Origin of the sequence: Amycolatopsis sp. DSM 110486 (genome assembly GCF_019468465.1) — a bacterium.
Lineage (GTDB): Bacteria > Actinomycetota > Actinomycetes > Mycobacteriales > Pseudonocardiaceae > Amycolatopsis.
Genome location: NZ_CP080519.1, coordinates 8,622,778 through 8,638,451 on the forward strand (window position 1 = coordinate 8,622,778; position 15,674 = coordinate 8,638,451).

A 15,674-nucleotide genomic window follows, 5' to 3' on the forward strand; every position below is an offset into this window, starting at 1 on the left:
CCCCAGGAGGTGGAACCGATGTTGATGCGCACCGATCCGTTCCGCGAGTTCGACCGGCTCACGCAGCAGCTGATGGGCAGCGCGTCTCCCGGGACGTGGTCGCGGCCCGCCCCGATGCCAATGGACGCCTACCGAGCCGGCGACGAGTTCGTTGCCTGCTTCGACCTCCCCGGCGTCGATCCCGACGCGGTCGAGCTCGAAGTCGAACGCAACGTCCTGACCGTCAAGGCCGAGCGCCGCCCGCTGCCCACTGGCGACGACGCACGGCTGCAGGTCTCGGAGCGCCCCTACGGCGTGTTCTCCCGGCAGCTGCTGCTGGGAGATGGGCTCGACACCACGCGGATCTCGGCCGCGTACGAAGCCGGTGTGCTGACCGTGCGGATCCCGGTCGCCGAAACCGCACAGCCACGCCGGATCACCGTCTCCACCGGAACCGCCGGTGCGGACCGCAAAGAGATCACTTCCTGACGACGTTGTGCTGCCACTGAGGGCCGGGCCCGTCGCGCGGCCCGGCCCTCCCGCACGAGAAAGGACATCGGCTCCTGTGACCGCATCGATCGACATCCCGACCGGCCACCACGCCGCCGCCCCCGCCTTGACCGCCTATCTGCGAGCCGTGACAGCCGAACTCGGCATCGGGCTCGAGTCGTGCACGCTGGACCACGCCTCACCGCTGTCGGCCTACCTCGCGCTCGACCAGCGGCACCCGGCGTACCCGAACCGCGATTTCGCGCTGCTGTGGGACGAGGAGCGTGGTTGGGCCGCCGCCGTCGAGACCCACTCCGGTGAAGACCTCATCGTCGTCCGCTATCTCGGCGGCACCGTTGCGCCGCCGCCCGAGCACGTAGCCCGCTTCGCCGAAGCCGTGCTGGCCGACGACCACACGGTCGGCACACCCGATCCGCCCCGCCTCCGGACCGCGGGACGCGCCGAGGAACTGATCGCCCTGCTCAGCGGGAGGGTAAAGCCGTGACGACCCTGCCCCTGCCCGATAGCTTCGCACTCACACTGCGTGGCTACGACCGTGGGCAGGTTGACGACCGGATCGCCGAGCTCCACGAGGATCTGCGCCTGCTCACCCTCGACCGCGACGGCGCACACTCCCGGGCCGAATTCCTCGCCGACCGCCTCACCCAGGCCCGCGCGGAAATCACCGTGCTGCGTGAACAGCTCGACCGCCTCTGCCGCGCCCCGGCCGACCCGGCCGCCGTCGGTGCGAAGGTGAGCCGCCTCCTCGCTCTGGCCCGGTCGGAAGCCGACGACCTCGTCCTGGCGGCGCAGCACCGCGCGGCCGCCCTGCGCGCGGAAGCCGAGGGCACCGTCCGCCGCACCCAAGCGCAGCTGCGTGCGATCGACGCAGTTCTCGCCGACGCGGAGTCAGTTCTGGAAGAGGGGGTGGCGCTGCATGCGGCTGCGTGATCGAACCAGTCAGGGTCCGATGTGGACTCGCCGGGCGCGTGGGCTGGCAGGGTGGGCTCGCGGAAAGGCTTGCGCGAAGCTCGATACGGGCGGGTGAACAGCTCCGCCGGCACAGAACTTGGACCGGGGCGGTGTAAGGATTTTCGAGTGAACCTTGATTCAGAGCGTGTGGACCAGGCCACCAAGGTAAAGCAGCTGGAGGACGCGCTCGCGACGCGGCCGGTGATCGAGCAGGCCAAGGGCATGCTCATGGTCCTGCGGACCTGTTCGGCGGACGACGCGTTCACGGCGTTGCGCGAGATTTCCCAGCACACGAACGTGAAGCTGCACGATGTCGCAGCGGTGGTGGTCGCGGCCGGTACCCGGAGCACGGCGGCGGTACCGCAGGAGACGACCGCCGCCGTGCTCGTCGAGCTCAAATCCGCCGAAATTTGGAGCGCGGAGCGCACCGCTCCTCGTTGAGCCGGCGCGAAGGCAAGCGAAGCAACCCTGAGCGCCGGCTTCTCTGAGTCCTGGTGGGCCGTGCCTGCGGCATACCGCGCCCGGCCCGGGTGCACACCCGTCCTGTGTTGCGCCGAGCTGGTCAGGTGTCGTCAGCGGCAAGGCCGCTGAGTAGGTATCAGGAGGTGCGCCAGTGTCGAGGCGTGATGGGATCACCCAACATCTGGGCGAACTGCGCGGTCCCGGCGTGCGCCCATGGGTTCTGCGTGGCACGGAAGTCGCGCGTGGACCGGATAACGAGCCGCTCGTACGCTGCGACGAACCGCTGTTTGGTCGCGGACACCGTGCTGCGTGAAACACGCGCCCTCGTCGATGCCCACGGGTCGCGCGAATAGGTCCCGATGGACCGACGTCCTCACACCGCTGAGCACACGGCCACCGGCTGAGCCGGCGGCCGTGTGCAGCTCTGCCCTCGCCTTGCCAGACGGACGGAGCCGGGTGGCCTTACGTGACGGCTGGGCCTGATTCCGAGCTGCCAAACAGCTCTTTGATGAATTCGTGACACTGCTTGGCCCGCGCCGAGTCTTCCTCCATCACTGTGCGGAAAAAATCGGCGATGTCCTGCTTGCCCGCGTTGTCCGCGTCCCTGACGTACTGGCCGTAGTCGTGTCCCGCCTTCAGGGCGTGGTATTGCAGTGGTATTGCACAGACACCAGGTCGTAGGTGACGTCGTCGAATCCGGTTTCGCCGGTGGCCATGATGTCTCCTCTCTGGAACTGGGTCGCGCGGCGGCTGACACCGCTGCGCAGGTGGGGTACCCGCGCCATTGCGGTCAACACGGGCGGGCCGCCGCATCAGCATCGCTTGTGCGCCCGCGTCGGGAGAATGTCGACTCACAGCTGCCGGTCCCCCGCGGGCGCACGGCAAGACTTCACTGACTGATCGGCGTGGAGGCAAGTTCCGGCTGCCGCGTCGGGTGGGCCGCAATTTCCGACGGCGTTGGCGCCACCGTCGCGGCTGACTGCGCCCGCGTTCGCAGCTCGTTCTGGAGGCGGCGCGCGACCCGTGCCGGGGCCGGGCGGACTGGTTCCGGCCACGCGGCAACGATCACAGGCGGTTCACCGCTTTCGGGTTCGAGCGCCAGCCGCCAGCCGTCGTCACTGCTCCACGCGAGCATCAGCAGCCGCCCGGGCCACGCGCGTGACGTGTCGGCGAGCGCGACGTATGCGGTCGAGGGCGTGCCGCACTCGCACAGCACCGCGGTCGCTTCCACTCCCACCTGCTGGGCGACCGACTCTATGTAGTGGCGCAGCAGCAGTTCTTCTCGATACGTGGGCTCCGGTTTCACCGGTCACCACCACCTTCACCTGAGCCTGCCCCGTGGATGGATGCACCATGCGCTAGCTGGATTCCCGCAGGCGGAGGCGCGAAACCAACCCTTTGTGGCCGACCCGGTCTCCGCGTTGCCATCGCGCACTCATCACTGGCGCCGACCGCGGCGAACGGACGTTTGCGGGCACGCGGCCGCGGTCATCCGGACGCGACGAGAACCAACTGTCCGCGCGTGGCGCGGAGGACGAGGCGAGGCGCCGATGGTGCTGAGGCTGGGATTTCCCGTGGTCGGGGTCGCCGATCTGTCTCGTGCCAGTATCTTCTGGAGCGCCGCGCTCGGGCTCGAAAACTCGCCGGAGTGGGAGAGCGGCAACTGGCAAACCCTTCGGCGCCGGGATGGCGGGGACCGGCTGTGGGCTTGGGCTTGATGCGAAGTTCCTCGCCGGTCGAGCGGCGCCCCCGTGTGCATCTCGACCTCTTCGTGGACACCTCCGACGAACAACGGGCCGAAGTTGAACGCCTGGTCGCGCTGGGTGCCCAGCAGGTCGATGGGACAGCTACCCGCCGGATCCCGACTTCGTGGTCCTCGCCGACCCCGACGGGAACGTGTTCTGCGTCGTAGAGCTCAGCCACGCGCCCGCCGGCAGCGGGAGTTCGTGAACGAGCGCCACCTGCTGCGCACACGCGAAAACCCCGCAGTCATCCGCGCCACTTACAACCCCACCGCCGCGGAGGAAGAAGCTGAGTGGCCCGTTGACACGCGACGCCGCCAAGGCCCAGGCGTTCACCGGGCCGGCCGGCGTGCCTCGCCTTCGTTGCGGAGGGTCAGGGGACGGCGCCGGCCGGCCGCGGTGGGCGTTTCCTCGCTGGCATTGGATTCATCCACCTCCCGGGCGTTAGGTCCGCCCGACTTCTGACGTGAACTCGTTCGGGCCGGCAACAACCCCACCGTTGTGCAGTTTTCTTCGTGCGCTGCAGTTCACCTTCCGAGCGCGGCGCGGATGGCGTCGCGCGCCCGGTCGATGATCGCGGCCGGTGGCCCCAGTAGGAGGTTGGCCTTCGCGCTCTCTGCACCGGGATGCGGCCGGGTCGGCGCCACGGCCTCGGCGAGCCGTACGGTCGCCGCCATCGCCCGCAGGCGCTCCGGCGGCCGGTGGGCTCGCAGCATGGGGAACTCCTCGCGTTCTTCGTGTTCGGCGTGTGCGAACACGTCGTCTCGGAGCTGGACCAGCAGTGTGTCGAATCCGTCGGCGTCCGGGCCCATTTTTGGGTGGTCAGTAGTTCCTTGGCGCGGTGCTCCTCGCCCAGTCGCGCCTCGACCACGGGCTCGGCCGCTGGTTCGAGGTCGCGGATCTCCGGGTGCACTACTTCTTCCTCCGCTGTCTCGTGCACGGCCAGGAGCCGTACGAGGCTGCGGAACACTTTCCGTCGCTGGTCGTCCTCCGCTGTTTCCAGCTGTGTGAACAGCTCGCGGATCTCCCGGTGCTGCCGCTGCAGCAAATCAATGACGTCCTCGTTGTTCTCCACCATGAAAATCTCCTTCTTGTCGGCTGCGGGCTTTCCCCTGCACGTCGGTCGCTGTCCCCGCCATGGGGGAAACGCCGGCGCGTGCTGGCTAGCGGGCGCGGGGCCCGTCGGTGGCGTGCGGTGCGGGGACACCGTGTGCCTCGCGGCCGGTGAGAAGGCCGAGGGCGATCATGCCGATGCCGAGACCCAGGTGCAGCCAGTTGTCCGCGTTGTTGAACGGGACGAAGTTGGCGTCGCTGCCGTAGTTGATGAGCAGGCCGTAGAGCCACAGCACGAGGTACACGACTCCGCCGACGAGGAGGTACAGCCGGGCCGCGCGTGAGGTGCGGGCGCACGCCAGGCCGACGACGCCGAAGAGCAAGTGCACGATGTTGTGCAGGGTGGAGACCATGAACACGCCGAAGAGCATGGCCATCGAGCCGTGCCCGGCGAAGCCCATCTGGTCGTAGTCGGTCGTGACGCCGGGGATGAACCCGAGCACGCCGACCAGCAGGAAAACGACGGCGACGATGCCGGCGGCGAGCCGGGCGGACGACCGTCCGGTGGAAGTGGGTGAAGGTGCGCGTGTCGACATGGCTTTCTCCTCCGTGTAGGGAGTGCGCTTCGAACGTGACCGGCGGCGCGGGACTACTGCTCGAAGCCGATGCGGTCGACCTTGCGGTGTTGGTCGCCGACCTTCCGCTCGGTCTTCTGCTTGGTATCGGCGGCGTCCTCGGCGGCGCGCTGTTTGCCGATCGCCAGGTCCGACTTGACGGTGTCGTTCTGTTCCCTGGCCTTCTCGTATCCGGAATTGACCAGCTTCGCGGCGGCGTCGCGGCCGCCGATGCCGAAGGCCATTGCCGCGGCCAGAGCTGCCGCGCCGACCAGGGCGACGTAGGTGATCGTAACGATCACCGGCGAGATACCCAGCTGGGTGAGGATCATGAACACGGCGATCCCCATGATCATCGCCGGGGCGAGGGTGCGGGCGATCTTCCCGGTCGGGGTGTCGCCCATGGTGCGGTGCAGCAGCCCGCCGACCGCGCCGGCGACCGCGGCCGCGACGATGAAGATCAGCAGCGCGGCGATGACGTTGGGCAGGTAGCTCAGCACTTGGTTCATGAACGCGGTCAACGCCGGAATTCCCAGCGTCCCGATGGCCGAGGAGATCACGAAGAACATGATCACCCAGAACACGACCAGGCCGACGAGCTTGGAGGGGCTGCCCTGGGGGGAGAGCTTCTCCACGTAGTTCGCGCCGCCGCCGGTCTTCAGCTTGTCGTCGACCTTGGCCTTCTGGAGGCCTTTGGTGATGGCCTTGTCCAGCAGCTTGGCGATGATGAAACCGATCAGCAGCACGAGCAACGCGCCGATCAGCTGGGGCAGGTAGCCCACGAATGTCGTGAACGCACTCTGCAGACTCTGCAGGACGTTGAAACCTGTATCCATTGATCTATCCCTCCAAGGAACGCTGTGGCTCGCCACTGATCGGCGAAACATCAGGGTTCACGTGCAAATGTCATCTGGGCTGAAACGTCGATGCGGGTTGTGGACAACCGCGCGGTTCCGGTCTGGTCAGGGAGATCCTCCGTCGATCATTGTCCGCATGTCCGAGCATCTTGGTGAGATGTCACAAGCCGGATGAGTTGTGCTGGTCGCTGCATACGACGGGACCAGCCGGAGCTCCAGTCGCGTCGTATGACGTGCGCATACCCGGATTAGTCGGCACCAAACTCACGGGCCGCGGCGTGCAGAAGGCTGCGATTGACCGGATACCAACGTCGTCGGCGAACTTATTTCGTGAACCGGTTCCAATCGAAGTCAGCGCAAGATCAAGTCAGAAATTCTGTGTGCAGCTCAACGCGCGCGGTGATTCGCAGATCATCAACTAGGCGGCCGTTGGCGGCAGAAAATTTGGGCGAGGACGTGTCTGGTCGCTGTCGTCGGGTAATCGGCGGCAAATGACGGCACGTCACCGCGAGGAAGTGGGGAATTGAGGTATCCCCGGATTTTCGTTTCCTGGCCCGGAAATTCACGCCACGGCCGGTCAGGGGATCGGCAACGTTGGCCAGCGAGTCACCGTCAGCACCGGCCTTTTCGGCACGAACGGGACGTTCCTGTCGCCTAGTGTTGCGTGTCGTTGATTGATTTACGTCTGTGGTGTTGAGAGAATCACAGTCATGTACGTGGCCTCGGCGTTGGAGTTGCGTGATGGTGATCGGGAACGGCTTCGGGCGGTGACCAGGTCCACGACGGCTTCGGCTGGGCTTGTCCAGCGGGCCAGGATCGTGTTGCTGGCCTCCGATGGTGTTCCCAATACTGAGATCGCTGCCCGAACCGGCTCGACGAGGCCGACGGTGCTCAAGTGGCGTGGCCGCTACGAGCACGCCGGAATCGTCGGCTTGGGTGACCTGCCGCGGCCAGGGCGGGCGCCGGAGATCGACGAGGTCTCCGTGCTAGCGGAAACCTTGGCAGACAAGGGGAAACCACCGGCAGAGTTGGGGGTGACGCACTGGTCGTCACGGCTGATGGCGACTCGGCTGGGAATCTCCTTCGCGACGGTGGCGCGGATCTGGCGGAAGTGGAACATTCAGCCCCATCGGATCGAGACATTCAAGTTCTCCACCGACCCCGAACTGGAGCCCAAGATCCGCGATGTCGTGGGTCTGTATCTCAACCCTCCGGCGAACGCGGTCGTGGTCAGCGTAGACGAGAAATCCCAAATCCAAGCCCTGGACCGGACCCAGCTGGCGTTGCCGCTGCGCCCGGGACTGCCCGAACGACAAACCCACGACTACGTCCGCCACGGCACCACCACCCTCTTCGCCGCGCTGGAGGTCGCCACCGGCAGGATCAGCGCCGACGCCTGCTATCCGCGCCACAGCAACGTCGAGTTCCTTGCCTTCCTCAAAAGAGTCGCCAAGGCCCACCCGCGGGTCAAGCTGCACATCGTGGTCGACAACTACGCCACCCACAAACACCCCGAGATCCAAAAGTGGCTGGACAAGAACACGCGGATCACCCTGCACTTCACGCCCACCAGCTGCTCCTGGCTGAACATGGTCGAAATCTTCTTCGGCATCATCACCCGCCAAGCCATCCGCCGCGGCACCTTCACCAGCGTCAGCAACCTCGAAACCGCCATCCGCGACTTCATCGACGCCTACAACGACCGCGCCAAACCCTTCACCTGGACCGCCACCGACGACGACATCATCACCAAAATCAACCGTAAAATTACTTCAGACACGCGACACTAGGGTCTGCGACCCCACGGCGACGGCCTCCGGAAGTCACTGTCAACACTGCCGTCTCGGCGCTGGCAAAGCCAGGTCGGGGCGGCACCATGACCAACAGCGGGGGAGCCTGGTCGGAGACAGGCTGCGACTGGGGTGCTGTCTATTGTGGATGGGCGGGTCGAAACGCCCACGGCTCGGCTTGATGATGAGGACGCGCTTCGGGGCTGGATGCGGCTTCCCCGCCGTACGTAAGCGCGGTGGGCCTGTGGAGGCGAAGTTCGATCGGCTGCGCGGGATGTGGGCTTTGCCCTTGTTTTCGGGTTTCCCCTTGGCTTTGAGTCGAATGCCGGTGGGCGACCGCCGTGGGAACACCGGCGTGTGCGGTGCCGGCCTGATCGACAGGTTCGGGAATCACCGCGACAATGCCGCGAGCACGCAGATGCCCACGGATCGCCCTCGATGAGTAGGTCGTTCTCGCGGCCTGGGTCGGCGTCGTCGGGCCGGCGATGTCGGTTGATCGGGGCCGTCGCGCATGTCCGGGCTTACCCGGTCGTGGGTGTGACGACCACCGCGTTTCGCGCGTGGCCACCTGGGTACCGGGGCAGCATGACTCGCATCGGCACGGATCTGCCCACGGTCTCCGACCTCGTGGACCTGGCCCGCCTGTTCGAGACCGAAGGCGGCGACAATCTGTACGTGCGCTGGTCGCGGGGCCCCGACGCCGACCTCGCCGACGACCACCGCGCCCCGACGAGCCTTGACGGGCTCACCGGCATCTCGCTGCCGGGCCTGTCGGCGAACCCGCTGCGGACGGAGTCCTGGTGGCGTGACCGTTCCATACGGCTGTGGCTCGCGCGCCGACTGTACGACTACGAGCACCTGCGCGACCTGCGCGGCCCCGGCGTCCGCCCGTGGGTGCTGCGGGGCCGCGAGATTGCCCGCGGCCCCGACAATGAGCCCCTGGTCGTCGACGCCCAGCCGCTGGCCTGGGTGGCCGATACCGTGCTGCGCGAGGCGCGGCACCTGGTGGACGAGCAAGGTTCCCGCGAGTGGGGTCCGATGGACCGCCACGCCCGGCGCTGACCACAGGCGCGGATCAGCCCACCCACGAACGCAGTGATCACCGCGGTGGCCGGCTTGGGGCGTCGGGCTGGGGGCGTGGCTCTTCGGTCGAGCGTCACCAGTTCGCTGCCGGTGATCTGTTCGTGGCTGATCTGCTAACGGCCGGCAGAGCGGTGGCGTTATGGCGGCACTGCACGATCAGCGCCGAACGGAGACCTTCGGAAGGTCCCGTTGCCGGGCTGGCCCGCGCGAACAGCCGCGCGATTGCGGGATCCGTGCGGAGAAGGAGGTCTTCAGCTCCTCGCCGACTTCCCGGGCGGTCCTCGTTGCCCATGACCACGGGTGCCACGGTGGCGGACCGGGTCTGATCCTTGAGGCTGCCGTAGCGCTCGGGTCTCCACGCGCTCACGTCGGACTTGCCCGAGCCTGTGGGCGAGTAGCACGGTCGGACGGTCCTCGCGTGCGGCGCCGACGTCGGTCTCCCGTCAGCCGTGGGTTCGGCGGCGCCGGTCGGAGATCGCCTCCTCACGTACGCGGCCGGTCTCTTCGCCAAGCTCGCCGACGCGCGCCGCCAGGTCGGCGTGGTCGGCCGCCAGGTGGTGGCGCCGCGCCTCCCCGAGCGGCGCCAGCAGCGCCGACGCGTCGTCCTCCGCCGGCGCCTTGGCTACGCCCGCCGCGGCCCGCCGGCCCGCGGCCGACATACCTCCGGCGGCGGTGTGACGGCGCCGGAGGGCAGGATCGGCGTGAGGAGCAGCGCGAGCAGCAGCCCGCCGCCCTGCCCGATCGGTGCCACCGCGGCGAAGGGCGCGCGGCGTGAGACGAGACCGCCGACGAAGTCGGACAGGCCGTAGCAGACCGCGGAGGCCAAGGCGAGCAGCGTACCCACGGGTCAGCTCCCTCGGTCCCGCTCGGCTTGCCCGACGGGGCACACTGCGCCGCGGGTGCAGCTGGCCCGATCACACAGCCGGCACAACAGCTCGGCGCTGCCCACGTCGTCGTACAGGCGAGCCAGCAGTTTGCCCAGCAGGTCGGCGAACTGGTCCTGCTCGTGCTCGCTGAGCACTTCGATCAAGCCGCTCAGCCCAGTTCCGCGGGCCTCCAGCAGGGTGTGCGCCGCGCGCCGGCCCTCTGGGGTGAGCTCCACGGTCACCTCCCGGCCTTGGCGAGGGAGGCGTTCCAGCAATCGGCTCTGCTCCAGCGAGTCGACCATGCGGGCTGCCGCGGACTGGCTCAGCCCCACCCGGCGGCCCAGTTCGGTCACACTCAACCCCGGGCCGGCCGAGACGACCACCAGGGCAGCCGCGCCGCTGGCGCTGACGCCCACCGCGTGGTGCGCGTCCATCAACACCCTGTCGGTCACCGCCAGCGCGGTCGCGCCCAGCAGATTCGCCGTTCTTGATTGCATGACTCATGCATAACTCGGCTCAAGCGAGCTCGCAAGTCGATCCTCGTTCGAAGGCCCGAGGATGAGGGCGGTGGGTAGCTCAAGGCACCCGCACGCCGAAGGTGCGGCTGGGAGGACCGGCCGAAGTCAGCCTGACTCGTCGGTGACGTGGTGTTCGGCGCCGACGGGTTTCGATTCGGGCGAGCCGCGTTGGCGGAGGTAGACGCTGAAGATCGCCATGCAGCCGATGGCGAGGAATTCCGATTGCCAGTTTTGCAGGGTGCGGTTCCAGAAGTCGGCGGAGAGCAGGTATTCGCCCCAGCTGACTGGGTCACCGAAGTCGCTGAGCTGTTCGGCGTTGTAGGCGCTGACGCCGGCGATCGACTGGGCCAGCAAGGAAAGCAGGAAGATGGTCCCCATGACCAGGCCGAGCGAGCGGGAGAACACCGTTGTCCGCCAGCCTCCGGCCTTGGCCCATCGAGGAGATCCGGCGCGGACGTGAGCGCCGAGTAGCTGGTCCCGGTCGGATTCCGGGCCGATCTTGTGCGATGCCTTCGACTCGGGAGAGCCGCGCTGCACGAGCCAGACGGTGGCGAAGACGTACAGGAAGAATTGCAGGTATTCGGACTGCCAGTTCTCGGCGACGTCGACCGCGAACGAGGAGGAGGTGAGGTAGTCGCCCATCCCGACGGTCTGGGCACCGTGGGCGAGCTGCTGGTCGTTGAACTCGACGAGGCCGGACCACGCTTGCCCGACCAGGCTGAGCAGGAACAACGCGCCGAACGCGAGTGAGAGGCCGTTGTTGCGCAGCAGGGTCCGCAGCCAGGTCATCGGCCCAGCACCCCGAGCGCGATGAAGTAGGCCAGTCCGGCGAGGACTAGCAGCAAGTACACGGCAAACACCGCACGGGCCCTCATCGCCCACCGATCGCGCAGTCGTAGACCTGCTCGTTGCGCAGGTGGCACCCGGCGCCGGTGATGCGCCAGCCGTCGGGGAACTCGTGCAGGAACAGGGTGTCGGCGGCGGAGCGCGCTTGTGCTTCGTCACCCCAGACGGACGCGGAGACGACGGGTGCGCGCGGCACCTCGGGGAGCACCGGCGGACACTCAGCAGGGCCGAGCGTGTCTCGGGCGCGAGGCGCGAGAAGCGCGCAGGCTTCGACGGCGGCACCCGTCGCAGCTGCGGTGACGAATGCCTGGGCGGCGATTTGGGCGCCTGGCGCGTCGGCAGCGCCGCATCCGGCGGCCGCGAGGAGGAACGCCGCTAGCACCACGCTGACGATGGTCTTCCGCACGCTGTTGAGTACCCCGCACTTCGGTGGTTTACGCCTTGCTCCTACGGATGTGAAGCGGCGGTGGTTCGGCAAGCCGATGCTGGAGGCGGTGCTCGCCCACGCCGCGTGGCCGTGGCAGTCGCCTGCTTCAGCCGCGTTGTGGCACATCTCCGGGGAACGTGATCGGTAGCTCGTACAGGCCGCGGGGCTGAACGGCCTCCGTCGAGCCAGCCGTGGAAGTAGATGTGGCCGTCGACGACATCGGCGCCCCCGGGGCGTCGGCTTTCCCGCCGAGGAGGTCGGTGGAGAGGAACTGGGGCGTCCGCCTTCACGAAGGGGCCCGTCAGGGTGGGCGCGGTGGCGTAGCAGGTGTGATAGCCGGTGCTTTGGAAGGTGTCGGCGGAATAGAAGAGCAGGTAGCGGGATGGTGTCTTCACCACCGAGGGGGTTTCTACCACGTTTTTCTCGACCGTCAGGTCGGCCCGCAGCAGTTCGGTGCGGTCGCCGATCAGAGACAGGCCGTCGGCGCCAGCTTTTGCAGCCAGATGGCCGCGGGTGGGCCGGTGGCCACGCCGTCGCCCTCCTCCGACGCGCCGACGGGATGTCCCGCGCCCCTCGCCGACGAGCGCGAAAATCCTTCGTTCAGGTGTCTTACGGATGCGGGTGCGCCGGTCGAGGCCCTCTCGTACGGCTGGCCGTTCAGGCTGCTCGCACGGGTGTGTGCGCGGGTGAGGGCGGGGTACCCGCCGGTCATGACATCGATCGGCTACTTCCTTTCCTGCGAGCAGTACGGTCCGCGTGAACTCGTGGCCCAGGCACGCGCGGCCGAACGCGCGGGGTTCGAGCGGTTGTGGATCTCGGATCACTTTCACCCGTGGCACGACCAGCAGGGCCAGAGTCCGTTCGTGTGGTCGGTGATCGGGGCTTTGTCGGAAGCGGTGTCGCTGCCGGTGACGACCGCTGTGACGTGTCCGACCGTGCGAATTCACCCAGCGGTGATTGCCCAGGCTGCCGCGACCGCTGCCGTTCAGCTGGATGGCGGCTTCGTGCTTGGCGTCGGGTCCGGGGAGGCCCTGAACGAGCACATCCTCGGCGACCCGTGGCCGTCGGCGGGACAGCGGCTGGCCATGCTCGAAGAGGCGGTCGAGGTCATCAGGCTGTTGCACTCGGCGGGCGCGCGCGGTGAGCAGGTGAGCTATCAGGGGACGTACTACGAGGTGCAGGAGGCGAGGATCTACACGGTGCTGGATGAGCCAGTGTCGATCTACGTGTCGGGGTTCGGGCCGCAAGCTACCCAGCTCGCCGGGCGGATCGGTGACGGCTACTGCACGGTGCTCCCGGACGCGGACCTGATCCGCGCCTTCCGAGAGTCCGGCGGTGGCGACAAGCCGGTGCAGGCCGGGATGAAGGTCGCGTGGGGTCCGGACGCCGACGTGGCGCTCGACGAAGCGCATCGTCTGTGGGCCAACGACGTCCTGCCGGGTCAGCTGGGCCAGGTTTTGCCGCGGCCACAGGACTTCGAGGCTGTCACGAAGCTGGTGCCGCGTGATGATGTCCGTGAAGCGATCGTGTGCGGGGACGATCCGAAGGCGCACCTCGATCGGGTACGACAGTATGTCGAGGCCGGGGCGGACGAGATCTACGTTCAGCAGATCGGTCCCGATCACGAGGGGTTCTTCCAGGGCTGGGAGGAGCACGTTCTGCCGGCGTTCCGTTGACGTGGCGAGTGGTAAGGCACTCGGTGCGAAGATTTCTTTCCGTGCCGCGGAGGTTGTTCAGCTGCCTGAGGGAGCTTTGCTCAGGTCGACGACGCAGAAGCGGTTGCCGTCCGGGTCGGCGAGGACGACGAAGTCCGCTTCGGCCGGATAGTTGTTCCAGTCGACCTGGTGCGCGCCCAGCTCGACCAGTCGCTCGATCTCGGCGAGCTGCTCCTCCGCGGTGTCGGCCAGAAGGTCGAGATGCAGCCGAGGATATTCTTCCACGGGCGACTCGCTGTACATGAGGCCCAGCGCATGGCCGGAACCGTCCGCGTGGTCGGAGAGTGCGCCAGCGATCACTCGCCCATTCTTCGGTCTCCGCAAGGTTCAGAGCCGCCGTCCAGAATGTGACCGCACGCGGCAGATCGGAAACACCGATAACCGGAAAACCCAGCCTGAGCATGAAATCGAGGTTAGTGGCGGAACCCTTCTGCCGCGCGCTCTGGGAGACCTCAGCTCGCCTTGCCCTCGGCGCGCGCCCATGGGCGCCGGGTGTGCTCGACTTGCGCGCCGGCCAGAGCGTGGCACACAGTCGTCAAGGACGCGCCCGGTGTGCGAATGCGCTGAGCGCAGGTCTCGCCCAGCCTCGAAGTCCTTTGTGGACGTTCCTGGTGGTTTCTCGGGCCCTTGTCGGTCGTCCCGGCACGGGTTATGGTGGCCGGCAGCGGTCCAGCAGCGGGCCGTGCCCGTGATCTCCTTGCGCACCGGGCACGAGCTGACGCGTGGTCGGGATCTCGCCTCAGCGTTGAGTTCCGGTGGGCGAAGAAAGCAGGCCATCTTGACCACTATCCTGAATCGTTCCGCTGGACCCGTGCCGACCCGATCCATCGGCGTGGAACCGCTTCGGCTCTCCGTCGAACGCCCGGATCGTGACCTCGTCATGGTTCGGGTGGCCGGCGATCTGGACGCGGCCTCGGCACCACGGCTCCGGGAGCTGCTCGACGCGCGGCTGCGCAGCGCCGTGCCCGCGGTGCTGCTCGACATCTCCACGGTGACGTTCCTCGGCACAGCCGGGTTGAGTACGTTGGAACGCGCTCACCTTTTGGCCAGCGAACGCGGTGTGCGCTTCACCGTGCACGTCGGCGAAGCCCGCCAAGTCCGGCGGGCGCTGGGACTGCTCCCGCACGCGACGCTGTTAGCGATCGACGAAGCCTGACCACCGGGCCTTCACGCACGGGCGGTGACGCGTTCGATGGGCGCACCGGCGACATCGCGGAGCTTGGTGAGCGGGGAAACGAATCGCCGCGATGAGGGGCGGGCGGGATCGTCTGGTTCGTGCGCAGTCGCCGTGCGCCCGGGCACGACTGGCTGAGGGTAGGCCGGCCAGGAACGTAGGAAGATCGTGCCCGTGGCCCTGTGGGGGGTCCCCACGTCTACCGCCGGGTAAACGGCAAGTCAGCCGAGGGCTGGCGCCCGAGTACCTCGGCACTTGGATCAGCAACGGTGGCGACACGAACCCGACAACCGTGTACGGCCCCACCGCGAACAACCCGCGAATGATGTTCCAGAACAACCAACGCGGCTACATCCGTGTCGAGATCACGCGGCACCAGTGGCTGACCGACTTCCGTGTGTCCGACACCGTCTTGAACGCGGACGCGCCGCTGCATACCGTCGTCGCCTTCCGTCACTGACGACGGCAAGCCCGACGCCCGGCGGCTGTAACGCCGGTCGGTCACCTCAAACTCCGAACCGGCGGGGTCATCACGCTCGAGCCAGCGCCGTTCACAGAGCGGTGCCGGCGGCTGGTGCGCTCACCCCCGGCTCACCGGTCTGTGGAAAACCGGCCGACTGTTCGGGTCAGCTTGTGCCGAGGGTTTCGGGCAGTGTCAGGTACCACGTCATCGTCACGGTGGTGCCCACGTCGGTGGGGGCGAGGATGGTGTGGTCGGCGAGGGCGCGGATGAGGGTGAGGCCTCGTCCGCGCAGCTGGCCGGGGTCGGCGGCAGGCGGTTGCCAGCGGCCGTGGTCGGTGACCGTGATCCGGATCAGGTCGTGCTGGTGGTGGGCATGCAACTCGACAGTGCCGACGATGCCGGCGGGGTAGGCGTGGTTCGCCGTGTTGATCAATGCCTCGTAGGTGGCCAGCTCGACGTCGTGGGCGAGATCCCCCGTCAGGCCGTGGGCGCTGATCCAGTCCGCCAGGGCGTACCGCATGAGGGCAATGTCGTCGGCGCGGGCGGGGCGGTGTGCCCGCAGCTCGAAGTTCGCGGCCGCGACACGGTTGGCAGCCGGGGACATGGGCACCACCTCACGCGGTC

The 15,674-nt window shown here is 67.7% G+C and carries 21 protein-coding genes and 1 pseudogene; 11 read left to right on the top strand and 11 right to left on the bottom strand.

The genetic code is table 11. The annotated features are described in order from the left end of the window. Positions 1-18: 18 nt before the first annotated feature. The 5 genes from K1T34_RS41635 (at position 19) to K1T34_RS54895 (ending at position 2,215) form a co-directional block, all read left to right on the top strand. Positions 19-468, top strand: a complete 450-nt coding sequence (locus K1T34_RS41635) for an Hsp20/alpha crystallin family protein (RefSeq protein WP_220240161.1) — start codon at positions 19-21, stop codon at positions 466-468. A gap of 76 nt (positions 469-544) precedes the next feature. Next, positions 545-973: a DUF6292 family protein gene (locus K1T34_RS41640; RefSeq protein ID WP_220240162.1), complete on the top strand. Its 429-nt coding sequence runs from the start codon at positions 545-547 to the stop codon at positions 971-973. Next, entirely contained in the window at positions 970-1,419 is a 450-nt protein-coding gene (locus tag K1T34_RS41645) for a hypothetical protein (protein WP_220240163.1), read from the top strand. The genes K1T34_RS41640 and K1T34_RS41645 overlap by 4 nt, the downstream gene beginning before the upstream one ends. 147 nt (positions 1,420-1,566) lie before the next feature. Further along, the gene (locus K1T34_RS41650; RefSeq protein ID WP_255637949.1) at positions 1,567-1,881 is read left to right on the top strand and encodes an ANTAR domain-containing protein; all 315 of its coding nucleotides are present in this window, start codon (positions 1,567-1,569) and stop codon (positions 1,879-1,881) included. Positions 1,882-2,107: 226 nt separating this feature from the next. Further along, complete coding sequence (locus K1T34_RS54895; protein ID WP_370643856.1) at positions 2,108-2,215, top strand: DUF6098 family protein; 108 nt, start codon at positions 2,108-2,110, stop codon at positions 2,213-2,215. A gap of 576 nt (positions 2,216-2,791) precedes the next feature. Here the strand turns inward: K1T34_RS54895 and K1T34_RS41660 are convergent. After that, positions 2,792-3,208: a DUF6292 family protein gene (locus K1T34_RS41660; protein WP_220240166.1), complete on the bottom strand. Its 417-nt coding sequence runs from the start codon at positions 3,206-3,208 to the stop codon at positions 2,792-2,794. Between the two features lie 411 nt (positions 3,209-3,619). Between K1T34_RS41660 and K1T34_RS53980 the strand changes: the two genes are divergently transcribed. Further along, positions 3,620-3,814 carry a VOC family protein gene (locus K1T34_RS53980; RefSeq protein ID WP_255638837.1) on the top strand — a complete coding sequence of 65 codons (195 nt, stop codon included), beginning with the start codon at positions 3,620-3,622 and terminating at the stop codon, positions 3,812-3,814. A gap of 357 nt (positions 3,815-4,171) precedes the next feature. Here K1T34_RS53980 and K1T34_RS41670 read toward each other — a convergent pair. The 3 genes and pseudogenes from K1T34_RS41670 to K1T34_RS41680 form a co-directional block, all read right to left on the bottom strand. Then, a pseudogene (locus K1T34_RS41670) lies at positions 4,172-4,722 on the bottom strand (hemerythrin domain-containing protein). Positions 4,723-4,807: 85 nt separating this feature from the next. Next, positions 4,808-5,293, bottom strand: a complete 486-nt coding sequence (locus tag K1T34_RS41675; RefSeq protein ID WP_220240167.1) for a DUF4383 domain-containing protein — start codon at positions 5,291-5,293, stop codon at positions 4,808-4,810. A 53-nt stretch (positions 5,294-5,346) separates the two neighbouring features. Continuing rightward, positions 5,347-6,147, bottom strand: a complete 801-nt coding sequence (locus tag K1T34_RS41680) for a hypothetical protein (protein WP_220240168.1) — start codon at positions 6,145-6,147, stop codon at positions 5,347-5,349. 731 nt (positions 6,148-6,878) lie between these two features. On the opposite strand from K1T34_RS41680, the gene K1T34_RS41685 reads away from it, so the two are divergent. Continuing rightward, entirely contained in the window at positions 6,879-7,958 is a 1,080-nt protein-coding gene (locus K1T34_RS41685; protein ID WP_220239988.1) for an IS630 family transposase, read from the top strand. A gap of 585 nt (positions 7,959-8,543) precedes the next feature. Further along, positions 8,544-9,020 (top strand): DUF6098 family protein, encoded by a 477-nt coding sequence (locus K1T34_RS41690; protein WP_220240169.1) that lies wholly within the window; start codon positions 8,544-8,546, stop codon positions 9,018-9,020. Positions 9,021-9,484: 464 nt separating this feature from the next. Here the strand turns inward: K1T34_RS41690 and K1T34_RS41695 are convergent, their stop codons facing one another. The 5 genes from K1T34_RS41695 to K1T34_RS41715 form a co-directional block, all read right to left on the bottom strand. Next, complete coding sequence (locus K1T34_RS41695) at positions 9,485-9,700, bottom strand: hypothetical protein (RefSeq protein ID WP_220240170.1); 216 nt, start codon at positions 9,698-9,700, stop codon at positions 9,485-9,487. After that, complete coding sequence (locus tag K1T34_RS41700) at positions 9,664-9,885, bottom strand: hypothetical protein (protein WP_220240171.1); 222 nt, start codon at positions 9,883-9,885, stop codon at positions 9,664-9,666. The genes K1T34_RS41695 and K1T34_RS41700 overlap by 37 nt, the downstream gene beginning before the upstream one ends. Positions 9,886-9,888: 3 nt before the next feature. Beyond that, positions 9,889-10,404, bottom strand: a complete 516-nt coding sequence (locus tag K1T34_RS41705) for a MarR family winged helix-turn-helix transcriptional regulator (RefSeq protein ID WP_220240172.1) — start codon at positions 10,402-10,404, stop codon at positions 9,889-9,891. Positions 10,405-10,530: 126 nt separating this feature from the next. Further along, positions 10,531-11,214, bottom strand: a complete 684-nt coding sequence (locus K1T34_RS41710; protein WP_220240173.1) for a DUF6766 family protein — start codon at positions 11,212-11,214, stop codon at positions 10,531-10,533. A gap of 82 nt (positions 11,215-11,296) precedes the next feature. After that, positions 11,297-11,677 carry a hypothetical protein gene (locus K1T34_RS41715; protein WP_255637950.1) on the bottom strand — a complete coding sequence of 127 codons (381 nt, stop codon included), beginning with the start codon at positions 11,675-11,677 and terminating at the stop codon, positions 11,297-11,299. A gap of 731 nt (positions 11,678-12,408) precedes the next feature. Here K1T34_RS41715 and K1T34_RS41720 point away from each other — a divergent pair. Continuing rightward, on the top strand, positions 12,409-13,374 hold the full coding sequence (locus K1T34_RS41720) for a TIGR03557 family F420-dependent LLM class oxidoreductase (protein ID WP_220240174.1): 966 nt from the start codon (positions 12,409-12,411) through the stop codon (positions 13,372-13,374). Positions 13,375-13,431: 57 nt separating this feature from the next. On the opposite strand, the gene K1T34_RS41725 is transcribed toward K1T34_RS41720, so the two are convergent. Continuing rightward, the gene (locus tag K1T34_RS41725) at positions 13,432-13,713 is read right to left on the bottom strand and encodes a VOC family protein (RefSeq protein WP_255637951.1); all 282 of its coding nucleotides are present in this window, start codon (positions 13,711-13,713) and stop codon (positions 13,432-13,434) included. Positions 13,714-14,224: 511 nt separating this feature from the next. Between K1T34_RS41725 and K1T34_RS41730 the strand changes: the two genes are divergently transcribed. Both K1T34_RS41730 and K1T34_RS41735 read left to right on the top strand, forming a co-directional pair. Next, a complete protein-coding gene (locus K1T34_RS41730) occupies positions 14,225-14,569 on the top strand; it encodes an STAS domain-containing protein (RefSeq protein ID WP_220240175.1) in 345 nt (114 codons plus the stop codon). A 310-nt stretch (positions 14,570-14,879) separates the two neighbouring features. Further along, the gene (locus tag K1T34_RS41735; RefSeq protein ID WP_220240176.1) at positions 14,880-15,047 is read left to right on the top strand and encodes a hypothetical protein; all 168 of its coding nucleotides are present in this window, start codon (positions 14,880-14,882) and stop codon (positions 15,045-15,047) included. 166 nt (positions 15,048-15,213) lie between these two features. Here the strand turns inward: K1T34_RS41735 and K1T34_RS41740 are convergent, their stop codons facing one another. Continuing rightward, positions 15,214-15,654: an ATP-binding protein gene (locus tag K1T34_RS41740; RefSeq protein WP_220240177.1), complete on the bottom strand. Its 441-nt coding sequence runs from the start codon at positions 15,652-15,654 to the stop codon at positions 15,214-15,216. Positions 15,655-15,674: the final 20 nt, after the last annotated feature.